The sequence below is a fragment of the Bombilactobacillus sp. ESL1092 genome (assembly GCF_058107465.1).
Genome location: NZ_CM176594.1, coordinates 403922 through 426815, shown reverse-complemented (window position 1 = coordinate 426815; position 22894 = coordinate 403922). Strand labels below are relative to the sequence as shown.

19 protein-coding genes are annotated in these 22894 nt (G+C 38.7%); 17 read left to right on the top strand and 2 right to left on the bottom strand.

Annotation, left to right across the window (positions count from 1 at the left end; translation table 11 throughout):
- Nucleotides 1-10 precede the first annotated feature (10 nt).
- Nucleotides 11-307: a PTS sugar transporter subunit IIB gene (locus tag AC3B6Y_RS02140; RefSeq protein WP_489758252.1), complete on the top strand. Its 297-nt coding sequence runs from the start codon at nucleotides 11-13 to the stop codon at nucleotides 305-307.
- 33 nt (nucleotides 308-340) lie between these two features.
- Nucleotides 341-2440, top strand: coding sequence for a BglG family transcription antiterminator (locus AC3B6Y_RS02135; RefSeq protein ID WP_489791236.1), 2100 nt, complete (start codon nucleotides 341-343; stop codon nucleotides 2438-2440).
- Nucleotides 2441-2666: 226 nt separating this feature from the next.
- Here AC3B6Y_RS02135 and AC3B6Y_RS02130 read toward each other — a convergent pair whose 3' ends face one another.
- A complete protein-coding gene (locus AC3B6Y_RS02130) occupies nucleotides 2667-3608 on the bottom strand; it encodes an NAD(P)H-binding protein (RefSeq protein WP_489791235.1) in 942 nt (313 codons plus the stop codon).
- Between the two features lie 155 nt (nucleotides 3609-3763).
- Complete coding sequence (locus AC3B6Y_RS02125) at nucleotides 3764-4654, bottom strand: LysR family transcriptional regulator (RefSeq protein WP_489791234.1); 891 nt, start codon at nucleotides 4652-4654, stop codon at nucleotides 3764-3766.
- 195 nt (nucleotides 4655-4849) lie between these two features.
- Here AC3B6Y_RS02125 and AC3B6Y_RS02120 point away from each other — a divergent pair, with 195 nt between their 5' ends.
- The 15 genes from AC3B6Y_RS02120 to uvrA all read left to right on the top strand — a co-directional run bounded on the left by AC3B6Y_RS02120 (nucleotide 4850) and on the right by uvrA (nucleotide 22834).
- On the top strand, nucleotides 4850-5713 hold the full coding sequence (locus AC3B6Y_RS02120) for a phosphate ABC transporter substrate-binding protein PstS family protein (RefSeq protein ID WP_489791233.1): 864 nt from the start codon (nucleotides 4850-4852) through the stop codon (nucleotides 5711-5713).
- A 1-nt stretch (nucleotide 5714) separates the two neighbouring features.
- Entirely contained in the window at nucleotides 5715-6638 is a 924-nt protein-coding gene (gene pstC / locus AC3B6Y_RS02115) for a phosphate ABC transporter permease subunit PstC (protein ID WP_489791232.1), read from the top strand.
- Nucleotides 6635-7519, top strand: a complete 885-nt coding sequence (gene pstA, locus AC3B6Y_RS02110) for a phosphate ABC transporter permease PstA (protein ID WP_489791231.1) — start codon at nucleotides 6635-6637, stop codon at nucleotides 7517-7519. Before pstC ends, pstA begins: the two co-directional genes overlap by 4 nt.
- Before the next feature lie 4 nt (nucleotides 7520-7523).
- Nucleotides 7524-8321, top strand: coding sequence for a phosphate ABC transporter ATP-binding protein PstB (gene pstB, locus AC3B6Y_RS02105; protein ID WP_489791230.1), 798 nt, complete (start codon nucleotides 7524-7526; stop codon nucleotides 8319-8321).
- Nucleotides 8322-8332: 11 nt separating this feature from the next.
- Nucleotides 8333-9091 carry a phosphate ABC transporter ATP-binding protein PstB gene (gene pstB / locus AC3B6Y_RS02100; RefSeq protein ID WP_489769617.1) on the top strand — a complete coding sequence of 253 codons (759 nt, stop codon included), beginning with the start codon at nucleotides 8333-8335 and terminating at the stop codon, nucleotides 9089-9091.
- Between the two features lie 12 nt (nucleotides 9092-9103).
- Nucleotides 9104-9757, top strand: a complete 654-nt coding sequence (gene phoU, locus AC3B6Y_RS02095) for a phosphate signaling complex protein PhoU (protein ID WP_489758261.1) — start codon at nucleotides 9104-9106, stop codon at nucleotides 9755-9757.
- A gap of 275 nt (nucleotides 9758-10032) precedes the next feature.
- On the top strand, nucleotides 10033-11097 hold the full coding sequence (locus tag AC3B6Y_RS02090; RefSeq protein ID WP_489758262.1) for a 2,3-butanediol dehydrogenase: 1065 nt from the start codon (nucleotides 10033-10035) through the stop codon (nucleotides 11095-11097).
- A gap of 225 nt (nucleotides 11098-11322) precedes the next feature.
- Nucleotides 11323-11667 carry a phage holin family protein gene (locus AC3B6Y_RS02085; RefSeq protein ID WP_489758263.1) on the top strand — a complete coding sequence of 115 codons (345 nt, stop codon included), beginning with the start codon at nucleotides 11323-11325 and terminating at the stop codon, nucleotides 11665-11667.
- Nucleotides 11668-11688: 21 nt separating this feature from the next.
- Nucleotides 11689-12618, top strand: a complete 930-nt coding sequence (gene hprK / locus AC3B6Y_RS02080; protein ID WP_489758264.1) for an HPr(Ser) kinase/phosphatase — start codon at nucleotides 11689-11691, stop codon at nucleotides 12616-12618.
- A gap of 2 nt (nucleotides 12619-12620) precedes the next feature.
- The gene (gene lgt, locus AC3B6Y_RS02075) at nucleotides 12621-13454 is read left to right on the top strand and encodes a prolipoprotein diacylglyceryl transferase (RefSeq protein WP_489758265.1); all 834 of its coding nucleotides are present in this window, start codon (nucleotides 12621-12623) and stop codon (nucleotides 13452-13454) included.
- Between the two features lie 69 nt (nucleotides 13455-13523).
- Nucleotides 13524-14462: a thioredoxin-disulfide reductase gene (gene trxB, locus AC3B6Y_RS02070; RefSeq protein ID WP_489758266.1), complete on the top strand. Its 939-nt coding sequence runs from the start codon at nucleotides 13524-13526 to the stop codon at nucleotides 14460-14462.
- A 172-nt stretch (nucleotides 14463-14634) separates the two neighbouring features.
- Nucleotides 14635-15804, top strand: coding sequence for an alpha/beta fold hydrolase (locus AC3B6Y_RS02065; protein ID WP_489769619.1), 1170 nt, complete (start codon nucleotides 14635-14637; stop codon nucleotides 15802-15804).
- Nucleotides 15805-16030: 226 nt separating this feature from the next.
- Entirely contained in the window at nucleotides 16031-17752 is a 1722-nt protein-coding gene (locus AC3B6Y_RS02060; protein WP_489769620.1) for a phospho-sugar mutase, read from the top strand.
- Nucleotides 17753-17975: 223 nt separating this feature from the next.
- Nucleotides 17976-19988, top strand: a complete 2013-nt coding sequence (uvrB, locus tag AC3B6Y_RS02055) for an excinuclease ABC subunit UvrB (RefSeq protein ID WP_489791229.1) — start codon at nucleotides 17976-17978, stop codon at nucleotides 19986-19988.
- On the top strand, nucleotides 19988-22834 hold the full coding sequence (uvrA, locus tag AC3B6Y_RS02050) for an excinuclease ABC subunit UvrA (RefSeq protein WP_489791228.1): 2847 nt from the start codon (nucleotides 19988-19990) through the stop codon (nucleotides 22832-22834). The genes uvrB and uvrA overlap by 1 nt, the downstream gene beginning before the upstream one ends.
- The last annotated feature ends 60 nt before the right edge of the window (nucleotides 22835-22894 follow it).

The following is a 22894-nucleotide window of genomic DNA, read 5'->3' as shown; positions in this document are numbered from 1 at the left end:
TGTCTTTATTATGAAGAAAATTTTAGTAGCTTGCGGTGCTGGCGTGGTTACAAGTACGGCAGCCATGAATAAGTTAGAAGAAGAATTGGCTAATCGTGGTATTTCCAAGGATGATTATACTTTAGGTCAAGCTTCTGTGGCCCAAGTAGAGTCCATGGCTAGCGACTATGATTTAGCAATTACGACCACGCAATATGATAATGATGCTGTTAAAATTCCAGTAATTAACGGTTTGCCATTATTAACCAATATCGGTGTGGATAGCGTCATTGATGATATTATTGCTAAATTAGATTTAGGAAAATAACAATCGAAGTAAAACTTTTAAAGGATGATGGATGTGATTACTGGAGAGGTTGCAGCCACAGCGACAGGTTATCATAAATTATTGAATTATTTGCTGGTATCTTCAGGTTACGTTAGCTTAACAGAAATTATGACAATGTTTAATGTCTCGCGCAGAACAGCCTTTAATTGGTTGGCAGCCTTGAATCAGCAATTACAAAGCCAACACCTTGAAGAAATTGTTAATGTTCCTCGCTATGGATACCAATTAACTGATCATACCAAGCAAGTTTTAAAGCAGCAACCTAGTGTTAAGTTGGATGAGCGGGGGATTCACTTTAGTTCCAGGCAACGCCAGACATTAATTATTTGGACATTGTTGGATGATTCTAAAGGAGTGTCTATTAACCAGTTAACACAGCGCTTTGCTTGTTCGCGCAATACGATCATTAACGACTTTAAAGTCTTGAGAACGCGTTTTCCAAAATTAGAAATTGTCAGTACCCATCAAGGTCACCAAATTCATGGTAATGAACGAGCAGTGCGCTTAGTTGTTTATGAATTACTACAAAATAATGATGCCACACTTTTTCAGTGTATTCAGCAATTAAACTACTCATTTTCACAATTTGAGAAACAATTAACTATTTTTCAGACAGCTTTAAAAATTAGTTTTTCGGAAAATGCGTTGCAACAATTAATTTATTTATTAATGTTTACTAAATGGCGTTATCAACAAGGAAAAGAATTGGCTACTGAGCCCGGACAAGCGTGGTTATCTAAAAATACAACCGGGATTTTGCCGGCTTGTCAGAAACTATTGGAAACTATCTGCCAAAAAACTGTAACTAATAATGAAGTAGTCTTTTTAAGCAAAATCATGCTGTGCGCACAAGCAACCGCGGTTTGGTGTGTTAGCCCCAGATTATATGATAAATTAACACAAATTGCCCGGGAAATAATTTTTCGGTATAAACAATTAACCGGAAATCCGATTTCTGATCGACATTTTGTCGAAGTATTGTGTAACCACTTGTATGCGACTTATTTTCGAGTAATGTTTAGGATTCCATTTGTTTCGGATGAAATTGCAGATATCAAAAGAAATTATCCGCAGTTACTCAAATTAACTACAATTGCCTGTGCCCCGTTAGAACAATATTTAAAACAGGAACTGCCTGTTAATGAAATAGCATTAATTTGTTTATATTTTGGGCCTCAAAGTGATGTCGTTTACCAAGACTGGTCGGTAAACAAAACGGATAAATATCAACTGGCCGCCTTGGCTGAGGTGTTAGTTGTGTGTTCCAGCGGTATTGGGACTTCTGTAATGCTTTATCATGAATTAATGCAAGCTTATCCGCTGATTAAATTTTCGCCACCACTCAAAATAGCAGATCTAAACAATATTTTTCAGGCTAATTATCAGGCTAAGTTAATTATTAGTGCGGCCCCATTAGGGCAAAGTTCTTACCCAGTCCCCGTTTTAACTGTTAAAGCAATCTTAACAGAGCATGATTATGGTCAAATTGAAAATTATTTACGCACGCAAGTGCCACAAAAAATTGAGCACAATAGTAATGCTGTGAATCAACTACTGACTATTATTAAGGAATACGCGGATGTAAAAGATGAGATGGGTTTACGTTCAAGTCTAGATAAGTTTATTTTACCAGCTAATGATTTAGCTTTGACGGATACTTTGCCTTCTTTAGCTAGTCTTTTACCTGTGCAACATATTAAGTTGTTGCATCATTCGTGCAATATGCAGTGGCAAGCGGTATTACAATTAGGCTGCCAGTTATTAGAGTGCGATCAAATTATCAATAGTTTTTATTTTTCTGATATTACCAATTTGATCAATAAATACGGACCGTATATGTTGATTGCAGATCATGTTTTTTTAGCCCATGCAGCACCCAGTTCTCATAGTCAAACAGTCGGTTTGGCATTGGTGGTACTAGATCAACCAATAAAGATTTGTGCCCAACACCAAACAGTTGCTATTAATTGCTTATTTGTTTTATCACCAGGGACAAATCATGAACATGAAAAAGCGCTAACTGAATTAATTGATGTTGTGAAAAATCAGCATTGTGTTGAGAGCTTAGTCAATGCTCAAACAAAGCAAGAGGTCAGAAATATTTTGATTTAGTTATTGAATGGATTAATTTTGAGCTTAATTAATAAAATTGGTACCGATATAAATTTCGTTCCGCATTTATATTGGTACCAATTTTTTTGATAATTATTTGAAGTGTCTTCCCAAGATTTATTTAGAATATGTTCCAAATAAATAAGGCTAGAATTGAATTGTTGACTGTTTGGATAATTTATTCATCCAATTAAGTTGTTCTAGTCTCATTTTTAAGTTTCAAATACTAATCGTCTTTTGAATGGCGTTCACCAATTTGAAATTCTGCTTGGTGTTCAAACATGTAACGCACAGATATCGGTTGACTACCTGTTAATTTGTAAAAATCATTGGTATAGGTATTCATTTTACCTTCACGAATGGCCTTGGAAAAAGTGACCATGCCATCAGATGAGAAGGGTGCTTCAGAATCTTTTTTAAATTGGCCATCAGTGGTTCGAGGTACACCCATGGCATCAAAGATTTGGTAATTTTCTTCATCACTAATGGCGTGATATTGAATAGAATTGCCTGTGACGTCATTAGCAATATTGATAAAATCGCTGATGGTTAGTAAATCTTTACCATTGATGTTTAAAATTTGGTGGTGCAAATTATCAGCTAATAAGGCATACGCAACGGCTTTGGCACAGTCTTTACGTGAAATATAGGCCATTTGACCGTCCCCTTGGCTATTGGCTAAATCTTGTCCTTGTTTAACAAAGGTAAAGTAGTTGGTGATCATAGCTTCAGCATATTGTGAATTACGTAAGAACAGATAATCAAGTCCACTCTTTTTTAAATAGTCTTCGGTATAAGCATGGTCAATTTTTTCGATACTAGGATTACTAGGGTCGCCGGCATTGACTAGTGAAGTATAGACAATTTTAGTTACACCGGCTTGTTGAGCAGCATCAATGACATTTTTATGAGCTTGCTGGCGTTTAGCACCCACAAAAGGCATGGAAATCAAAGCAAGGACGTCACCGCCAGTAAACTCTTCCACTAAACCAGCCTTAGAATTAAAATCAGTTTGGCGAACATCAATTCCTTGCTGTGCATAGTTGGCGAGCACGTTAGGATCATAACCACAAAAGATGAGTTGTTGTTTATTGGCTAATTGGATTAGTTCTTGCGCAGCTTGACTACCTAAATTACCATCGACACCTGTTAAGATTAACTTTTTCATGAATTTTTCCTTTCTAGATAAAGTGGAAACAAGCTTGTTAACTAACCGGATTAAATATCAAGCGGCGTCACTGTACCTGCTTTCAACTTTTAATTAGCTTAATCATATGTGATTATTTGAGCAATTGCCAATATAAAAAATAACTAGGTTAGAGGTTAAACCTCTGCTGAGATTGAATGAGCTTGGTGAATAATTTGTGCTAATTTAGCATGATCAAAATCTTTCCGATAAGCTAAGACGATTTTAAAATGATGATGGGTTTGGTTAATAGGCAATAATTTTAAGTTGGAAGTTTGGTTGGTCAGCGGGTAGTTGTCCGGAAAAAAGCCGATCAAATGTTGTGTTTGAATCAAAAAAAGTTCTGTTTCTAAATCCTGTACTGTTGCTTTTATTTGAGGTGTAAAGCCATCTTGCTGGGCATGCTTTAACATTAGTTGATAAGATTTACCAATTGTCTGTGGAGCAAGCATGACGAGTGGATAGTGATATAACTGTTTCAAAGTGATTGCTTGGCAGTGATATAGAGGATGATCGCTATCAATAAGTGCACAGTATTTTCCTTGATATAAGGTAATGGTTTGCAATGAGGTCTCATTGTGAAATTCTGAATCAAAACTGATGGCTAAATCGTATTGACCATTATTTAAGTTATGAGCCACGTCTTTAAGTTGCTCTTTTTCTAATTCCAAAATTAAGTGTGATTGCTGCTTTAAAGTTTGCGTGATTTTGATTAAAAAATTTAAATCAATAAGTGAAGTATATTCTAGGCGAATACGTTGCTTGTCAGTACAAAAATCGGCCATGTCCTGCTCTAATTTTTGATACTGTTGACAAATTAAGACAGCTTTCGAGTAGAACAACTGTCCTGCAGCCGTAGGAACAATTGGTTGTACACTGCGATCAATTAATTGAACATTGAAATGATTTTCCAATGAACGAATTTGCTGACTAACACTTGTTTGTGCAATATGATTTTTTTGTCCAGTTTTCGTAAAACTGCCAGTATTTACTAGATCAATAAAATATTGCAATTTGTCTAAATTCATGTAAAAACCTCTCACAACCTTGGACTTAGGTCTCAATATTGTCTTAGTGATAAATTGACTGAAATTGGTTTTAGTTTAATCAATAATTAATTTAACTACAAGCAGCCTTAATTTTTCAGAAATTTACATATAATTTACACAATTAATAATAAAGTTTTACATTGGTTTGCTATACTGCTCCCGGAGGTTGAACCAATGAAAAAATTAAATTGGGGATTGCTATTGATCATGGCTGGTCTGCTATTAACTGGCTGTCGGCGTAGCCATCAGGAACAGAGCATTACAGCAGTGGGTTCGTCGGCGTTACAACCCTTAGTGGAAGCAGCTGGTGATCAATATAATCAGTCTCATCCTAATTCTTTTATTACAGTTCAAGGCGGTGGGAGCGGTACCGGATTATCGCAGATTCAACAACGAGCAGTGGCGATTGGCAATTCAGATGTTTTTGCAGAACAAAAGACCGGGATTAAGGCTCACAAGTTAATTGATCATCGTATTTGCGTGGTAGCGGTCGTGCCTGTCGTTAATTCTCAGGTAACGATCAAAAATGTTACTTTGCAGCAACTACAAGAGATTTTTGCAGGTAAAATTACCAATTGGCAAACTTTGGGTGGCCCTAATTTGAAAATTTCAATCGTTAATCGGGCACCAGGAAGTGGCACTCGCATGGTTTTTGAACAACAGGTTATGCAAGGACTAACTAGCGTCAAAGCGCCCGAACAAGATTCTAGCGGGATGGTCCGCCAAATTGTGAAAAATACGCCGGGAGCGATTAGCTATGTAGCTTTACCGTATTTGACGCATGATTTACGAACTTTGAAAATTGACAATATCGCGGTCTCCGCCAAAAACGTGCAAACCAATCGTTGGAAAATTTGGTCGTATGAGCATATGTATACCACTAAAAATCCTAATTTATTAACTAGAAAATTTATTGATTATCTATTAAGCACGGCTTTTCAAGAGCGTGAAGTTAAGCAAATGCACTATATTCCAATCCAGTCCATGCAATATCAACAAGATGCTCACGGTAAAGTCACGAAAGTTAGGGGAAAGTAAAATGTCAGATTCCATTACGAAAAAGCTAAATCGACCTTCCGTATCTGCCAAATTAGAACAACGGGGCAAGTTAATAACACAATGTTTAACTGTTTTGGTCGTTTTATTGGTTTTGGTCATTTTAGGTTTTATTGCCACCAAAGGGGTAGCAGTTTTTTTTCAGGATCATGGTAGCTTGGTGGATTTTTTAACAGGGAAAACTTGGAGTCCCGAACAAACTAATGGACATCATGAACCGTTGATTGGGGCATTACCGATGATTGTCGGTTCTTTTGCGGTGACCTTACTGGCAGTTTTTGTGGCTACGCCGTTTGCCATTGCAGCGGCCATTTTTATGACTGAAATTGCACCGCATAAAGGTAAGCAAATTTTGCAGCCAGTGATTGAACTGTTAGTGGGGATTCCGTCGGTTGTTTATGGTTTTATTGGTTTAGAAATCGTCGTACCCATGGTACAAAAAATTGCTGGTGGTAGTGGCTTTGGGATTTTGGCGGGAGCCATAGTGTTATTTGTCATGATTTTACCAACAATTACCTCAATGACGGTTGACGCTTTAACTGCAGTACCGCGTTATTACCGCGAAGCGTCACTGGCCTTAGGAGCGACCCAGTGGCAAACAATTGCCAAAGTAGTGTTAAGAGCAGCAGCACCGAACATTATGACGGCCATTATTTTTGGGATGTCGCGGGCTTTCGGTGAAGCCTTAGCTGTACAAATGGTGATTGGGAATGCTATTTTAATGCCTACTAGTTTGGTAGCGCCTGCTACGACGTTAACGAGTGTCTTAACGATGAATATGGGGAATACAATTATGAAAACAACGGCTAACAATGCTTTGTGGTCCTTGGCCTTGTTATTGTTATTGATGTCTTTGTTGTTCAATATGCTTGTCAAATATTTGAGCAAACGAGGTGCGTTGAAATGAATCCACAAAAAGTTAATAAAATTATGACAGTGATAATTTATTGCCTGTCGGGGCTGATCATTTTAATTTTGTTGGCGTTATTACTATATATTTTTGGCAAGGGAATTAGTGTGATTAATTGGCACTTTTTAACTAGTCCAGCTAAAAGTTTTCAAGCTGGTGGGGGAATTGGGGTGCAATTATTTAATTCACTATATTTATTGGTCTTATCAATGGGGATTTCGTTGCCCTTCGCTCTAGGAGTGGCCATCTATTTGTCTGAATATGCACAAAATCTCCGTTTAACGAATTTGATCCGTTCAGCAATTGAAGTGCTCAGTTCTTTACCATCAATTGTGGTCGGTCTATTTGGCTTTTTAGTTTTTGTAATCAATTTACATTTACAATTCTCAATTTTATCCGGTGCCTTAACGTTAATGGTGTTTAATTTGCCCTTATTAATTCGGAATATGGAAGACGCTTTGCAAACAGTTAGTCTAAGCCAACGTGAAGCCGGCTTAGCGTTGGGCTTGTCGCGCTGGGAGACAGTGCTGCATGTTGTTATTCCGGAGTGTTTGCCCACGATTGTAACTGGCGTAATTTTAGCAGCGGGACGAGTTTTTGGCGAAGCAGCGGCTTTGATTTATACTGCGGGGCAAAGTGCGCCACCGTTAAACTTTAGTAACTGGAATATTTTGAGTTTAACGTCACCACTTAATCCGTTGCGGCCCGCGGAAACTTTAGCCGTTCACATTTGGAAAGTGAATTCCGAAGGCTTAATTCCGGATGCACAGGCAGTTTCCTCGGGAGCATCGTTAATTTTAGTATTAGTGGTTTTAAGTTTTAATCTCTTGGCGCGCTATTTAAGCAAAAAACTATACCAGCATTTAACAGGAGAATAAGGTGATGGCAGAATTATTAACTTACACGGCTGCCTTAGCTGACCAGGCAGAAGTAGCGTTAGCAACCAAGAATTTGTGTGTCAGTTACGGTGCGAAAGAAGCTTTACACGAAGTGTCTTTACAATTCGAACGTTATAAAATCACATCATTAATTGGGTCTTCTGGTTCGGGCAAATCGACGTTTTTACGCGCGCTCAATCGGATGAATGATACGGTTTTTAGTGCGCAAGTTCAGGGAGAAATTATGTATCGCGGAGTTGATATTAATGCTCCTAAAGTCGATGTTTACACGGTTCGTGAACAAATTGGCATGGTTTTTCAGCGTCCAAATCCGTTTGCGAAATCAATTCAAGATAATATTACTTTTGCTTTAAAACGGCGGGGGGTGACTGATCCACAAAAGTTGTCTGAAATTGTAGAAACTTCATTAAAGCAAGCGTCTTTATGGGAACAAGTCAAAGATAATCTGCATCAGAGTGCTTTATCATTGTCCGGTGGGCAACAACAACGCTTGTGTATCGCTCGAGCCTTAGCTTTGCAGCCAGATATTTTGTTGATGGATGAACCAGCTAGTGCCTTGGATCCGATTTCAACGGCAAAATTGGAGAATACGATGCAGCAACTAAAGCAAAACTATACCATTATCATTGTGACTCATAACATGCAACAAGCGGCGCGAGTGAGTGATTATACAGCCTTTTTTCATTTGGGAAAGATGGTTGAGTTTGACCAAACGCGTAAAATTTTTACGCGGCCGAAAGTGCAATTAACTGAAGACTATGTATCGGGGCATTTTGGTTAAAGGAGGAGTATATGACAGCAGATATTTTAACGGCGCAAAATGTACATGTGTTTTATGGTACGAATGAAGCGTTGAAAGGAATTAATTTAGCCATTAAACAGCACGAAATTACTGCTATGATTGGTCCTTCCGGGTGTGGCAAATCAACTTTTTTGCGCTGTTTAAATCGGATGAATGACTTAATTGCAGATGTTAATATTCAGGGACAAATCGAATTAAAAGGACAAGATATTTATGCGCCTACTATGAATACTGTTCAACTGCGAAAACAAGTTGGCATGGTCTTCCAGCAACCCAACCCGTTTCCATTTTCGATTTATGATAATGTGATTTACGGATTAAAATTGGCGGGGATTCGTGAGCGTCAAGTTTTAGATGAAGCTGTCGAGACTAGTTTAAAAGCCGCGGCTGTTTGGGACGATGTTAAAGACAAACTACATCAAAGTGCCCTGGCCTTATCAGGTGGTCAACAACAGCGAGTTTGTATTGCACGGGTTCTAGCAGTTAAGCCCGAAGTCATCTTATTAGATGAACCAACTAGTGCTTTAGATCCCATTTCAGCCACTAAGATTGAGAATATGTTATTGGAACTACGCCAGAATTACACCATGGTAATTGTGACCCACAGTATGCATCAAGCGTCTCGAATTTCTGATCAAACGGCGTTTTTTTATCAAGGTGAGTTAATTGAAATGGATCAAACTAAAAAAATATTTCTGAATCCACAACAGCAAACAACCGAAGACTATATTAGTGGACGGTTTGGCTAGAAAGAGGTTTTTATGCGGAGTGATTTTACAACAGAATTAAATAATTTACATGTTCGCTTTGCGGAGATGGCAATGATGGTGAATGAAGCTCTCAAAAAAGCGATGACCGCTTTTATGCAGAATGATTTAACCATGGCACAAGCAGTAATTGATAATGATCAATATATTAATAATCGTGAAGTCAACTTAGAACAAAAGTCATTTGAAATGATTGCTTTGCAGCAACCTGTGACGTCTGATTTGCGGATGATTGTAACTATTTTAAAGGCTAGTTCAGATTTAGAGCGGATGGGAGATCATGCGGTTCGCATTGCTCGCACGACCTTGAAACTTAAAAATAAAAATGCAGTTGGCCAAGTGAAACTACAGTTAGAACAACTAGCCCAACAAGTTGAAGTTATGTTTAATCAGGCATTAGATGCGTATTTAACCAATGATGCGCAAAAGGCGATAGTTGTTGCTCAGCAAGACGAACAAATTAATCAACTGGCTCATGAAATTGATCATCTTTGTGTGGCAGAAATGAAAGCTAATGCGCAAAGTATTGATGATGGAACTTCTTATTTATTAGTGGCGACCCATTTGAAACGCATTGGCGATTATGTCACTAATTTATGTGAGTGGGTCGTCTATCTTCAAGAAGGAAAAATCTGCGATTTAGGTTAACCAAAAGTTGCTGTAGGCGGGTTAGAACAATAGTTAAAAAATGTCATTAGAAAGTTTTAGACTAGCTGGTGGTGTTTTTACAGACTTTGTTCTAACCTGTTTTTGTTTTTTAGCAGAAAGATAAATTTTGTTAAAGAATTAACTTATTTCATCTAGAATTATTTTGAGCAAAGTGATATTATTTACATGTTGAATACGGTTGCATTAAAAAGCAAATAAATAAATTATGCAGCGATATCTGACATTTAGTTATTGAATAATTGGGAGGCAAAATCATGAAAGCAGCAAGAATCTATGGTAAACAAGATTTACGAATCGAAGATGTTGAATTAGATGAGCCAAAATCTGACCAAGTTCAAATCAAGGTGAAAGATATTGGTATTTGTGGCAGTGATATTCATATGTACCAAGAAGGCACTGGTATCCCATATAAGAAGCATCCGTTAACCGGTAAAACTGTACCAATTACTGAAGGACATGAATTCTCTGGTGAGGTTGTGAAAGTCGGCTCCGACGTAACGAATGTTCAAGTTGGTGATCATGTTTGTGTTGAACCTATTATTGCCTGTGGCAAATGCGAATTTTGCCGTAAAGGCTTGTACAACTACTGTACACGTGGTGTGGGTCCTGATGGTAGTTTGCAATTTATTGGTTTTTCCGATGATGGTGCCATGGCTGAATATGTAAATGTGAAAGATATTTATACGTTCAAGTTGCCTGAAGGCATGGACTATGAATTGGGTGCCTTAGTAGAACCGACAGCTGTCACTTATGAAGCAGTGCGTGATAGTGGTTTGATTGCTGGCCAAACAGTTGCTGTTATCGGTGCAGGCCCAATTGGCTTGTTAACAGCTTTGGTAGCTAAATATGCTGGTGCAACTAAAGTTTATATTGCTGATTTATCACCTGAACGTTTGGCTAAAGCTAAGGAATTAGGCTTTAGTGACGTTATTAATTCTGGCGAAGTGGACCTAGTTAAACATGTTTATGAAGAATTACCACAAGGAGTGGACGTAGTCTTCGAATGTGCTGGTGCGCAACCAACTTTAGACCAGGCGGTGCAATTAGTTGCTCCAGCTGGTGTTTTAGAGATTGTGGCTTTATTTAATGGCGATTATAAATTCGACATTACCACTTTACAGAACAAGGGTGCTGATGTGCATACGATTATGGGTTATGCCAATGCTTTCCCACCTTCCATTGGAATTATTAACCAACACCGCGACGTCTTCAAACAATTAGTAACTAAGAAGATTAGTTTGGATGATGCTGAAGAAGGTATTAAGTCATTGATGACTGATAAATCACAAGTGAAAGTAATGATTTCTCCCGAACTTTAAAAAATAGTTTTTGACTAGCTGATTTTGATTTGTTTCATACTATTGCCTGATGTCTATTAGGCGCAGTTGATACAAGTTGAGATCAGCTTTTTTTTATTATTGCCATTGAAAAAATGATTGCTTTTCAATTGGAGCAAAAATGATTCGAACGTTGTTCAAACAGAACCACGGTGATGTATGCGGGATATGCTATAATGAAAAAATAATGTTAAGGAGAGCCGAGCTTTGAAATTAATTTATCAGACCGTGATTAATACTTTGCTATTTATGGCCATTGCCAAAGTCCTGCCAACACTGTTTTATCTGAGTGATTGGATTACTGCTTTAATCGCTGGTTTTGTTCTAGTTTTGTTGAATTTAACAATTAAGCCATTACTGAAGATTATTTCTTTTCCAATTACGCTACTGACCTTTGGCTTGTTTTCGATTGTCATTAATGCCTTAACTTTAGAGATCATTGCCACCTTAGTTCCAGGTTTTGTATTTCATAATTTTTTAGCCGCAATGTTGACGGCTGTTCTAATGTCATTTGCAAATTCATTTGTTGGTTATCATGTTTTTCAAAGATAAAGTTGAGAGAGGATTTAATTGATGGTAACAGTTCAAGATTTAATCGATCATACGAATATTCAAGTTTACAGTGGAGCAGAATTTTTAAGTGAACGCAATATTACAGAAAGTGAAATTTCTCGACCAGGATTGGAACTAACTGGTTATTTTGATTATTATCCGGCGGAACGGGTTCAATTATTTGGTCAGACGGAGACCTCTTATGCGCAATCAATGACTTCCAAGAATCGTTACCATATTTTACGAGAAATGGCGACTGATCAAACACCAGCGTTTGTTTTTTCTAGAGGCATTCAGCCATCAACGGAGATGCAGCGTGCCGCGAAAGAACATCGTATTCCTATTTTGACTTCACCTTTAACGACCACTCGAGTTTCCAACATTATTACGCAATATTTAGAAAAGGTTTTGGCGCCCCGGAAAAGTATTCACGGTGTCTTGATTGATGTTTATGGCTTAGGAATCTTGATTAAAGGTGATTCCGGGATTGGCAAAAGTGAAACAGCCTTAGAATTAATTAAAAATGGTCATCGTCTAGTAGCGGACGATCGCGTCGATGTTTACCAACAAAATGAGCATACGATAGTTGGTGAAGCTCCCCAAATTTTAAAAAATTTAATGGAAGTACGCGGAATTGGCATTATTGATGTGATGAATTTGTTTGGCGCAAGTGCGGTCAGAACCTCTATGGAAGTGCAATTAATTGTTAATCTAAGCGCTTGGTCAGAAGATCAGAATTATGATCGGATTGGGACAGACAATCAAACGGAACGGATTTTTGATGTTGATGTACCTTCAATGGTGATCCCGGTCAAAGTCGGGCGAAATATCTCTAATATTATTGAAGTGGCTGCTATGAATTATCGGGCTAAAAAATTAGGATATGATGCTGCCGCCCGCTTTGAAAAACAATTAAATAATTTAATCAAAGAACATTCAGAAAGTGAGTAAGTATGAGTTTAGCTTTAAATCCAATTTTTGTGCAATTTGGCCCCTTTGAGATCCATTGGTATGGGGTCATTATTGCTTGTGGTGCGATTTTAGGAGTTTTGTTAGCTTTAAACGAAGCTCCTAAACGGCAAATTATGAAGGATGACTTAATTGATCTAGTGCTCTGGGGAATTCCGTTTGCACTCATTGGTGCACGTATTTATTACGTGGTGTTTCAATGGTCTTTTTATTCGAAATATCCGAGTGAAATTATTAAGATTTGGCATGGCGGTATTGCCATTTATGGTGGCTTGATTGCTGCTTTTATTGTGGCAATTATCTTTACTTATGTTCGACAACTACCGTTTTGGTTAATCTTAGATATTGCTGCGCCGAGTTTATTAGTGGGACAGCTGATTGGGCGCTGGGGCAATTTTATGAATCAAGAAGCTTATGGTGCAGTGACTTCAGCACATTTTTTGCATGCTTTACATCTACCACCATTTATTATTCACCAAATGTATATTGCTGGGGCTTATCGCCAACCAACGTTTTTATATGAATCATTGTGGAACTTAGTCGGTGTGATTTTACTATTGAGTTTGCGTCACCGACCGCATTTGTTTAAGCAAGGTGAAGTCTTTTTAAGTTATGTATTATGGTATTCTTTTGGCCGCTTTTTTATTGAAGGAATGCGGACTGATAGTTTATACTTATTGAACATTTTAAGAGTTTCTCAAGTTTTGTCGTTAGTTTTGTTTATTGGCGCTGGTGTCCTAATATATTATCGGCGTAAAAAAGTGCAACCACCAGATTATTTGGCCGGAAGTGGCTTAAAATTTCCCTATCAACGTTAGTGGAAAGCACAATACTAGCTTTTGGTCAATTTAACTCTTATGATTATTATGTGATAAAAAGTAGAAAGTGTGGCTCAAATGCAAGAATATGATGTAATTGTAATTGGCGCGGGACCTGCCGGCTTAACGGCCGCTTTGTATGCTTCACGGGCTAACTTGAAAGTCTTAATTTTAGATCGGGGCATTTACGGCGGGCAAATGAACAATACCGCCGAGGTGGAAAATTATCCCGGCTTTGATTCCATTATGGGACCGGATTTAAGTGAAAAAATGTATCATTCAACTATTCAATTTGGTGCCAAGTATCAATACGGAATGGTGACGGATGTTGAGGATCATCAATCTTATAAAATCGTTAAAACCAGCGATGAAACTTTTAAGACGGGAGCTTTAGTGATTGCTACTGGCTCAGAGTATAAAAAAATCGGGGTTCCTGGCGAAGAAGATTATTCCGGTAAAGGTGTCTCTTATTGTGCTGTCTGTGATGGGGCTTTCTTTAAAAATGAAGATTTAGCGGTCATTGGTGGTGGTGATTCTGCTGTTGAAGAGGGAATTTATCTAACTCAACTAGCTAAATCAGTCACCATCATACACCGGAGAGACCAACTACGGGCCCAACCAATTTTACAAAAGCGGGCCTTTGCGAATGACAAAATTAAGTTTATTTGGAATGCCGACGTGGAGGAGATTCAGGGCGACCAAGCAAAAGTCACTGGTGTGAAATACCGTGATAAAATCTCTGGTGCCGAGCAAGTGCTACCAGCTAGTGGTGTGTTCATTTATGTTGGTATCCAACCTAATACACAGCAATTCAGTGACTTAAAGATTACTGATGAAGCTGGTTGGATTATTACGGATGATCAAATGCAAACCCCAGTCCCAGGAATTTTTGCGGTGGGTGATGTGCGCAAAAAGACTTTGCGGCAAATTACCACAGCAGTTGGTGATGGTGGCTTAGCAGGTCAAAATGTCTTTAATTATTTACAAACTTTGGCTGATGAAAAATAGCTAGTTTAGTTAATTATTTGAATTATAAGAGCAAGTCGCGTGGAAAAGTTTTTAACTTTTGTACGCGGCTTTTTTGGTATCAATTAGTATTTGTAGCTTTTTTGAGAGCAAGTACTTGCATTTAAAAACTATTACTGATACGATTCATTTGTGTTAGAAAGGAGTGGCGACAATGTATCAAAAGTATATGGACAATGAGCAATTTAATTTTCAAATTAATCGTTTTTTAGAACCGTATGAAAAGGACGTAGCAGTACAAAAGGTTATTGCACGAACAGCTTTGCAGATTAAAAGTCGTCAAGATTGGTATGAAACTTGGAATCAGCTAGCAATGAAGACGGCACAAAAAGCCACAGCAACTCAGCAAATGAAAGATTATGGCTTAGCTTCGACTTATTACCAGTTGGCAGATTTCTTTTTGACTGAGCAAGATGAACGCAAGCAAGCAACTTATCGAGGATATGTTGATAATTTTTACCACAGTATTGACACCACTAACTTGATTTCTGAAGATGTTCCTTATCAAAAAGGTATTTTGCCAGTAGTTCGAATCAATCATCCGCATGCGCAAAGAACTTTACTATTTCATGGTGGTTTCGATTCTTATTTGGAAGAAATGCTTCGTTTAGTCTTTCAATACGGTTTAGATGATCAATTACCAAATTATAATTTTGTTTTGTTTGAAGGTCCTGGTCAAGGACGAGCTTTACGTTCAGGGTTAGCTTTAACTTCTAAGTGGGAAGAACCCGTTGGGTATTTGCTTGATTATTATCAATTAGACTCAGCTGATTTATTGGGAATGTCTTTGGGCGGATATTTATCCGTGCGAGCCGCTGCTAAAGATCATCGAATTCGGCGCGTGATTGCCTATGATGCAATGTTGAATTTAAGTGATGCATTGGTAATGAAGTTGCCCCAAGCTAGCCAATATTTAGACCATTTAGATGATCCGAAAATTGCGACTAGTTTTAATGACTTTTTGGTTAAATTATCCAATAATAATGTTGATTTAGCTTTTAAAATGCAAAAAGGCATGGATATTACGTTAACTAAGCAGCCTGTTGATTTTGTAAAAGAGGCTTTAAATTATACCTTGAAGGGAGTATTAGATGAAGTAATAGCAGATGTATTATTAATAGGCGGGACTAAAGATTTATACGTTCCTGCAGCTGTTACTTTAAAAGAAGCAGCAGGTCTAGTTAATGCCAGATCTCTGACGGTGAAAATTTTAACGGAGGCTAGTGGCGGTGCTAGACATTGCCAAGTTGGAGATAAGAAATTGGCTTTTCAAATATTAACTGAATTTTTAAGTTCGAATAATTTAATGACGAATAAAAATTGAGTTGAATTAATTTCTTAAGTTAGCCACTCGAAAAGTAAAGGGCACCGAGATAAAAATTCAGCATCATTGTTTTAACAAAACTCCCAGCAGTTAAATTATTTCTTAAATATTTGGAACGGTCGCGTTTTTTCATTTAGAATAATTAAGTTGTCGTAACCACTTTTCTTAGTTGAACGGTATAATGAATTAGGAAGCTTTAAATAACTAACAAGGTGGAGGCTGAACCATGAGTTGGCAAGATAATTATCAAGTATGGGCACAATATCCGCATTTGGATCCGACTTTACAACAACAATTAACGAAATTAGCAACAGATACGAAACAATTGGAAGCCGCTTTTTATGAACCATTAGAATTTGGAACGGCTGGCATGCGGGGGTTAATGGGCCCAGGCATTCATCGGATGAATTTATATACTGTTCGCCAAGCAGCAGAAGGTTTGGCCAAATTGATGGATACTTTGACACCACAAGAAAAAAACAAAGGCGTGGTCATTAGTTTTGACTCTCGGTACAATTCTCTTTTGTTTGCACAAGAATCGGCGCGGGTTTTAGGTCAACATCAAATCCCAGTTTACCTATTTGACAGTTTGCGACCGACACCGGAATTGTCATTTGCCGTCCGGCATTTGCAAACTTATGCAGGCATTATGATAACGGCCAGCCATAATCCGGCCCCTTATAATGGCTTTAAAATTTATGGTCCTGATGGTGGGCAAATGCCACCGAAAGAATCAGATTTGATTACCAAATATGTGCGCCAAGCAGCCGATTTATTTCAAATTGCTGTGGCGGACTTACATGAATTACGGCAGCAACATTTATTAACAATGATTGGCGAAGATGTAGATCAAGCTTATCTCAAAGCTATTCAAGCAGTTTCAATTGACCGCCAGTTACTGGCTGATTATTCGCAAATGAAATTTGTTTATACGCCATTGCATGGAACGGGTAAAATGTTGGCGGGTCGCGTTTTTGAACAAGCTGGACTGAAAAATATGCAGTTAGTGAGTGAACAGGCGATTTTAGATCCCGAATTTGCCACGGTTCAATTTCCAAATCCGGAATTCGCGGAAACATTTAATCTAGCGATTCGCGATGGTCAAAAGAGTGCGGCTGATGTTTTAATCGCAACAGATCCCGATGCCGACCGCCTAGGAGCAGCTGTCTTGCAACCAGATGGCAATTACCAATTAATGACGGGCAATCAAATTGCTTGTGTTTTGTTGGAATATATTTTAAAGACTAAGCAACGCTTGCATCAATTACCTAAGAATGCGGCAGTGGTTAAATCAATTGTCTCTACCGAATTAGCAACGAAAATTGCCAATCATTATCAAGTCCAAATGATTAACGTTTTGACTGGTTTTAAGTTTATTGCGGAGCAAATTCAACAATTTGAACAAACGGGGGAACATCAATTTTTATTTGGGTTTGAAGAAAGTTATGGTTATTTGATTCAACCGTTTGTCCGGGATAAAGATGCGATTCAAGCTAGTTTATTATTAGCTGAAGTGGCCGCGTATTATAAGAGTCAGAATTTGACTTTGTATGATGGCCTACAACAAATCTACCAACAATACGGTTACTTTAAAGAACAAACGATTGCGAAGACGTTTGCTGGTGTCGACGGTGTACAGCAAATGCAGACTTTGATGCAACAATTTCGTCAGCAAGTGCCCCAAACCATTAATGGGACCGCTGTTGTTAGTGTCCAAGATTTTCAAAGTGGTCAACAAATAAATTCTGATGGAACCCAAGCAACATTAAATCTGCCCCAGTCCAACGTCTTGAAATTTATCTTAGCAGATGAAACTTGGATTGCGGTGCGGCCATCGGGTACAGAACCCAAGATTAAAAATTATGTGGGAGTTTGTGCCGATAACCAGGCCACGGCTGATGCTAAATTAGCTGCTTACGCTCAAGTGGTTAATGCGTGGTATGACTAAGTTTAAAACTTTTTGACTGCGGATTAGTTTAAGGTTATATGTTAATGGCGAAAATATGTTCGGAGTGGTATGATATGAACCACTAGGTTAAAAACTTTATGAAGAGTCAAATTACTAAAGTAAGTTTATCCTTTAGAATTTGGCTTTTTTGACTTTAAAGATTTAAAGTGAGTCGCACTTGAGACGAAAAGAATGCTCGTATTGATGTTAAGGAGGACTCAGAGTGATTGATCGGATAACAGATAATCAATTTGAATTAGTTTCTAAGTATCAGCCGGCAGGTGATCAACAACAAGCTATTGATCAATTAGTAACAGATTTTCAAAAGGGTAACCGTACGCAGGTGTTAAAAGGAGCTACCGGAACTGGAAAAACTTTTACCATGGCCAATGTTATTCAAAAATTGAACAAACCGACGATCGTGATTTCCCATAATAAAACGCTGGCTGGTCAGTTGTATGGTGAATTTAAGGAATTCTTTCCTCATAATGCGGTGGAATACTTTGTGAGTTATTATGACTATTATCAGCCAGAAGCTTATGTGCCTTCTAGTGATACCTATATTGAAAAAGACTCCAGTATTAATGATGAAATTGATAAATTACGTCATGCGGCGACTTCGGCATTACTAGAACGTAATGATGTGATTGTGGTTGCTTCCGTTTCGTGTATCTTTGGTTTAGGTGATCCGCGGGAATATCAACAAAGTGTCATTTCCTTGCGGTCGGGGCAAGAGATTAGTCGCGATGAATTACTCAAGAACTTAATTAATAATCAATTTGAACGTAATGATATTGACTTTCAGCGGGGCCGTTTTCGGGTACGCGGTGATGTGGTCGATATTTTTCCAGCGTCACGCGATGATCATTCTTTACGCATTGAATTTTTTGGCGATGAAATTGACCGGATTTTAGAAATGGATCCATTAACTGGGGAATTAATTGGCGAACGTCCGCAGGTTTCGATCTTTCCGGCAACGCATTTTATGACTAATGAAACACAAATGCAGGCCGCTTTAGAACGCATCTCTTTGGAATTGGACCAACGTTTAAAAGAATTAAAACAGGCTGGTAAATTGCTGGAAGCCCAACGCTTGGAGCAGCGTACTAATTATGATATTGAAATGATGCGAGAAATGGGATATACGTCAGGCATTGAAAATTATTCGCGACACATGGAAGGGCGTAGCGAAGGCGAACCTCCGTTTACATTACTTGACTTTTTTCCCGATGATTTTAACATTATGATTGATGAATCTCATGTGACGATGCCGCAAATTCGTGGTATGTATAATGGTGATCGCGCCCGTAAGCAGATGCTGGTTGATTATGGCTTTCGCTTGCCAAGTGCTTTGGATAACCGCCCGTTAACTTTAGCGGAATTTGAACAGCATGTTAATCAGATTTTGTACGTTTCTGCAACGCCGGGTCCTTACGAAATGGAACAAACTAACGAAGTGGTGGAACAAGTAATTCGTCCGACTGGTTTGTTAGATCCTGAAATAGAAGTACGGTCGATTATGGGCCAAATTGATGATTTAGTAGGGGAAATTAATCAGCGTATTGAGCAACACGAACGGACGTTGGTGACGACTTTAACTAAAAAAATGGCTGAAGATTTAACCGATTATTTAAAAGATTTGGGCATTAAAGTGGCCTATTTGCACAGTGATATTAAAACTTTGGAACGCACGGAAATTATTCGGGATCTGCGGTTAGGCAAATACGATGTATTGATTGGCATTAATTTATTGCGTGAGGGCATTGATGTACCAGAAGTGTCCTTAATTGCAATTTTGGATGCTGATAAAGAAGGTTTCTTACGCTCTGAACGGCCGTTAATTCAAACGATTGGACGGGCTGCGCGGAACGTTCATGGTCATGTCATTATGTACGCTGATCATATCACCGATTCAATGAAAGTAGCGATTGAAGAAACTAAACGGCGGCGGCAAATTCAGCAACATTTCAATGAAGTCCATCATATTCAACCACAAACAATTCAAAAGCCAATTCGCGCAGCGATTACGGCCTTAAAGACTGTTGATAATAGTAGCAGTCAAGAACAAGCAATTACGCAAGATCCGTTTGATTTTAATAATATGACCAAAAAGGATCAGACAGAACTGTTGACGCAATTGACTGATCAAATGAACCAAGCTGTCAAAAAATTAGACTTTGAACAAGCAGCCAATTTACGCGATACAATTTTAGAATTGAAAGCAGAGATTGATTAATGGTAAACGAAAATATTGTCATTCACGGTGCCCGTTCGCACAATTTAAAAAATGTCGACGTCACAATTCCACGCAATAAATTAGTGGTCATGACCGGTTTATCCGGTTCTGGTAAAAGTTCTTTAGCCTTTGATACTTTGTATGCTGAAGGACAAAGACGGTATGTACAAAGTTTATCTTCTTATGCCCGCCAATTTTTAGGACAAATGGATAAACCGGATGTGGATTCAATTGATGGCTTAAGTCCCGCCATTTCTATTGATCAAAAAACAACATCCAAAAATCCGCGTTCTACCGTCGGCACTGTCACTGAAATTAACGATTATTTACGATTATTATGGGCGCGTGTCGGGACTCCGATTTGTCCGAATGATGGAACACCGATTACGAGTCAATCAGTGGAACAAATGGTTGATCGGTTATTACAATTACCCGAACGTACCAAGGTGCAAATTTTGGCGCCAGTTATTCGTGCCAAAAAAGGCCAGCATAAAAAAGTTTTGGTCAAAATTGCTAAGCAAGGTTATGTCCGTGTCTTAATTGACGGCGAGCAGCATGAAGTTAATGAACAACTAGAGCTCAACAAAAATCAAAAACACGATATTTCTGTTGTGGTGGATCGGGTAGTTATCAAAGAACAGATTCGTTCGCGGCTGTTTGATTCGATTGAATCGGCCTTACGGTTATCCGATGGTTATATGACCGCCGATGTGATTGGTCAAAAGGCGTTAGTGTTTTCAGAGCACTATGCCTGTCCTTTATGTGGTTTTGGCGTTGGCGAGTTGGAACCGCGCTTATTCTCATTTAACGCTCCGTTTGGTGCTTGTCCGGAATGTGATGGTTTGGGGATGAAACTAGAAGTTGATCCCCAATTGGTGGTTCCTGATCCTGATTTGACGATTGCACAAGGGGCAATTGTTCCTTGGAGTCCAGAGCATTCTCAATATTATCCACAGGTATTGGAACAAGTTTGTGAGCAGTTGCAAATTCCTCAAGATGTGGCTTTTGCCAAATTATCACCTGCACAACAACAGACCGTTTTATATGGTAATGATCAACAAGAAATTCATTTACACTTTGATAATGATTTTGGCAGTGTCCGTGATGTTGATACCTATTTTGAGGGGGTCATTCCTAATATTAAACACCGGTATGAAAAACCTTCCAGTGCTTTTATGCGGGAAGTGATGCGGAAATATTTTACAGAGCTACAATGTCCGCTTTGTCATGGGCAACGGTTAAACCAAAAAGCCCTGTGCGTTCAAGTCAATGGTCAAAATATTGCCGCTGTGTCCGATTTAGCCATCAAACAAGCTTTGCCGTTCTTTCAAAGTGTTAAGCTGTCGCCACAAAATCAGGTGATTGCGCAACCAATTTTAAAAGAAGTTATTGATCGTTTATCCTTCTTACAAAATGTCGGTTTGGACTATTTAACTTTATCACGAGCAGCGGGAACTTTGTCTGGTGGTGAAGCTCAGCGGATTCGTTTAGCCACGCAAATTGGTTCCAACCTCTCCGGGGTTTTGTATATTTTAGATGAACCCTCCATTGGTTTACATCAACGGGATAACGAACGTTTAATTCGCTCCTTAAAAAAGATGCGTGATTTAGGCAATACGCTCATTGTGGTGGAACACGATGAAGATACGATGCGGCAAGCTGATTATTTGATTGATGTCGGTCCAGGCGCTGGTGCTGCTGGGGGCCAGATTGTGGCAGCAGGAACGCCGGCAGAGGTTCAGGCGAACCCGCAGTCGTTGACAGGACAGTATTTAGCTGGTAAAAAATATATTGCCTTACCAGCACAACGGCGCGCAGGTAATGGGCAATATATTGAAGTAACTGGTGCGGCGGAAAATAATTTAAAAAAGATTGATGTACAATTTCCGCTAGGCAAATTTATTGCGGTGACTGGTGTTTCGGGTTCCGGCAAGTCATCATTAGTTAATACGATTTTACAACGCGCTTTAGCTCAAAAAATCAATCATAATTCGCAACGCGCCGGTCAATATCAAAGTATTACGGGTTATCAACATCTAAAATCTTTAATTAATATTGATCAAAGCCCGATTGGTCGCACTCCCCGGAGTAATCCTGCAACGTACACAGGGGTCTTTGATGATATTCGGGGCTTGTTTGCGCAAACTAACGAAGCCAAAGTGCGGGGTTATACAAAGGGCCGGTTTTCTTTCAATGTCAAAGGTGGTCGGTGTGAAGCCTGCAAAGGTGACGGCATTATTAAGATTGAAATGAATTTCCTACCAGATGTTTATGTTCCTTGTGAAGTTTGCCATGGGACCCGTTATAATTCAGAAACCTTGGAGGTAACTTATAAAGGCAAGACGATTGCTGACGTGTTGAAAATGACGGTAATGCAAGCTTTAGAATTCTTTGATCATTTACCAAAGATTAAGCGGAAGTTACAAACGATTGTTGATGTGGGGCTAGGCTATGTCCAATTGGGCCAATCAGCAACAACTTTGTCTGGTGGTGAAGCTCAACGGATGAAACTAGCTTCTGAACTATACAAGAAAGTTGATGGGCAAAACTTTTATATCTTAGATGAGCCGACAACTGGGTTACACGTTGATGACGTCAAACGTCTTTTGGCGGTTTTACAACGCTTGGTAGATCAAGGAAATACCGTTTTAGTGATTGAACATAATCTGGATGTCATCAAATCGGCAGATTGGTTAATTGATTTAGGACCTGAAGGCGGTGACTTGGGTGGTCAAGTTGTGGCCACAGGAACCCCAGAAGAAGTAGCTGCTAATCCGCATTCATATACCGGGCATTATTTGCAACCTGTGTTAGAACAAACACCACGGGCAAAAGACTTGGATTAATATCCAAGTTTTTTTAATACTACGGGCTAATTATTTAATCGATAAGAATTGTTAATTGAT

Bases quoted from the DNA above. Each gene is read 5' to 3' on its own strand.
- AC3B6Y_RS02140 (WP_489758252.1), top strand. From the start codon at position 11: ATGAAGAAAATTTTAGTAGCTTGCGGTGCTGGCGTGGTTACAAGTACG.
- AC3B6Y_RS02130 (WP_489791235.1), bottom strand. From the start codon at position 3,608: ATGAAAAAGTTAATCTTAACAGGTGTCGATGGTAATTTAGGTAGTCAA.
- AC3B6Y_RS02125 (WP_489791234.1), bottom strand. From the start codon at position 4,654: ATGAATTTAGACAAATTGCAATATTTTATTGATCTAGTAAATACTGGC.
- AC3B6Y_RS02120 (WP_489791233.1), top strand. From the start codon at position 4,850: ATGAAAAAATTAAATTGGGGATTGCTATTGATCATGGCTGGTCTGCTA.
- pstC (WP_489791232.1), top strand. From the start codon at position 5,715: ATGTCAGATTCCATTACGAAAAAGCTAAATCGACCTTCCGTATCTGCC.
- pstA (WP_489791231.1), top strand. From the start codon at position 6,635: ATGAATCCACAAAAAGTTAATAAAATTATGACAGTGATAATTTATTGC.
- pstB (WP_489791230.1), top strand. From the start codon at position 7,524: ATGGCAGAATTATTAACTTACACGGCTGCCTTAGCTGACCAGGCAGAA.
- pstB (WP_489769617.1), top strand. From the start codon at position 8,333: ATGACAGCAGATATTTTAACGGCGCAAAATGTACATGTGTTTTATGGT.
- phoU (WP_489758261.1), top strand. From the start codon at position 9,104: ATGCGGAGTGATTTTACAACAGAATTAAATAATTTACATGTTCGCTTT.
- AC3B6Y_RS02090 (WP_489758262.1), top strand. From the start codon at position 10,033: ATGAAAGCAGCAAGAATCTATGGTAAACAAGATTTACGAATCGAAGAT.
- hprK (WP_489758264.1), top strand. From the start codon at position 11,689: ATGGTAACAGTTCAAGATTTAATCGATCATACGAATATTCAAGTTTAC.
- lgt (WP_489758265.1), top strand. From the start codon at position 12,621: ATGAGTTTAGCTTTAAATCCAATTTTTGTGCAATTTGGCCCCTTTGAG.
- AC3B6Y_RS02065 (WP_489769619.1), top strand. From the start codon at position 14,635: ATGTATCAAAAGTATATGGACAATGAGCAATTTAATTTTCAAATTAAT.
- AC3B6Y_RS02060 (WP_489769620.1), top strand. From the start codon at position 16,031: ATGAGTTGGCAAGATAATTATCAAGTATGGGCACAATATCCGCATTTG.
- uvrA (WP_489791228.1), top strand. From the start codon at position 19,988: ATGGTAAACGAAAATATTGTCATTCACGGTGCCCGTTCGCACAATTTA.